This is a genomic window from Allosphingosinicella sp. (assembly GCF_036570505.1).
In the GTDB taxonomy this organism is placed as follows: Bacteria; Pseudomonadota; Alphaproteobacteria; order Sphingomonadales; family Sphingomonadaceae; genus Allosphingosinicella.
The window spans coordinates 1-1,940 of the sequence record NZ_DATCYB010000003.1; the positions used below are offsets into that span (position 1 = coordinate 1).

The 1,940-nt window shown below is 67.2% G+C and carries 2 protein-coding genes; both read left to right on the forward strand.

The window, feature by feature from the left end; genetic code table 11:
* Positions 1–414 (forward strand): ABC transporter ATP-binding protein (locus VIR62_RS00200; RefSeq protein ID WP_431867665.1); only part of this gene is annotated, 414 nt, incomplete at its 5' end.
* Between the two features lie 107 nt (positions 415–521).
* Positions 522–1,730, forward strand: coding sequence for an ABC transporter permease (locus VIR62_RS00205; protein ID WP_431867667.1), 1,209 nt, complete (start codon positions 522–524; stop codon positions 1,728–1,730).
* Positions 1,731–1,940 lie beyond the last annotated feature (210 nt).

Here is a 1,940-nt window from a genome sequence, read left to right on the forward strand (position 1 = left end):
GGCTTCAACCTGCTGGCTCGCACCACCGCGCATGAAAACGTCGAGCTGCCGCTGCTGTACCGTGGCGAGAAGAAGTCCGTCCGGCGAGAGGCGGCGCTGAAGGCGCTCGACATGGTAGGACTGGTGCCGTGGGCCGACCACACACCGGCGGAACTCTCAGGCGGGCAGCAGCAGCGTGTCGCCATTGCGCGCGCACTGGTCACTGACCCGGCCGTGCTGCTGGCGGACGAGCCCACCGGTAACCTCGACACCGAGCGCTCGCTCGAGATCATGGAGCTGCTGACCGATCTCAACCGGAGCGGCATCACCGTCATCATGGTCACCCACGAGGCCGACATGGCCGCCTTCGCCCGCACGATCGTCCACTTCAAGGACGGGTTGGTCGAGAGGGTAGACGAGAGGATGGCGGCGTGAGCCCGGGCGTTCCTCGTCACCCCCGCGAAGGCCCGGGTCTCAGGCCGGAAAGTCACAGCCCTTCATCACGAGACCCCGGCCTCCGCCGGGGCGACGGAGAGGCGTAGATGTTCGGCACCACCATCATTCTCGCCATCCGGGAGATACGGCGCCACCTGCTTCGCTCGTTCCTCACCATCCTCGGCATCGTCATCGGCGTCGCCGCGGTCGTGACGATGGTGACGCTCGGCAACGGCGCGACGCAGGCCGTGTCGGACCAGATTTCGAGCCTCGGCTCGAACATCCTCACCATTCGTCCGGGGCAGGGGTTCGGGCGCGGCGGAGGCGGGCCTCGCCCGCCCGAATTTCAGGAGGCGGACGTCGAGGCCATTCGCACGCAGATCGTCGGCATTGCTGCCGTCGCGCCGCGGGCCCAAGCCTCCGCCACGGCCGTCCGGAACGCCGCCAACTGGTCGACCACCGTGAACGGCACGACCGGCGACTATCTCACTGCACAACAATGGCCGCTCGATTCCGGCCGCACCTTTACCGCCGCCGAAGAGCAGAGCGGCCGCGCGGTCTGCATCATCGGGGCCACCGTTCGCGACAATCTCTTCAGCCGCGAAAGCCCGCTCGGCGAGCGCTTCCGCCTCGGCGACGTCGCCTGCGAGGTGATCGGAACGCTCTCCCGCCGCGGCCAGTCCGGCTTCGGCGGCGATCAGGACGACACCGTGCTGATGCCGATCAAGGCGGTGCAGCGCCGCTTCACCGGGAACCGCGAGATCGAGAATATCACCGTCGCGGTCGATCCGGCCTATGAGACGGCGACCGTGCAGCGGTCGATCGAAGGCCTGCTCCGGGAACGGCGCGGGATCGGGCGCGGCGAGGAGGATAATTTCCGGGTCACCGATACCCAGCAGATCGCCGACACCCTGTCCGGCACCACCCGCATCCTCACGACCGTCATGGGCGCGGTGGCGGCGGTCAGCCTGCTCGTGGGCGGTATCGGCATCATGAATATCATGCTCGTCTCGGTCACCGAACGGACGCGCGAGATCGGAATTCGCCTCGCCATCGGCGCGGTCGCGCGGGAAGTGCTGCTGCAGTTCCTCGTCGAGGCGGTCGTGCTCGCCTGCCTCGGCGGGCTGATCGGCCTCGTCCTGGCGCTGGTCGCGACGATGGTGGTGGCGCCGCTCATCCAGGTGCCATTCCTGTTCGATCCGCAGATCAATATCGTCGCCTTCCTTTTCTCGGCGCTGATCGGCATCGTCTTCGGATATTTCCCGGCCCGCCGCGCGGCCTCGCTCAACCCGATCGACGCGCTGCGGCACGAATAGCGGTCCCTTGCCACCGCCCTTCCAGCCTTTTAGGTCGAGGGCAGTAGGCGGGAGAGTTTGATGCGGATCGCGTGCCTGGGCGGAGGTCCTGCTGGGCTGTATTTCGCCATATCGATGAAGCTGCGCGATCCGCGCCACGAGATCGATCTGTTCGAGCGCAACCTGGCCGACGACACGTTCGGCTGGGGCGTCGTCTTCTCCGACCAGACG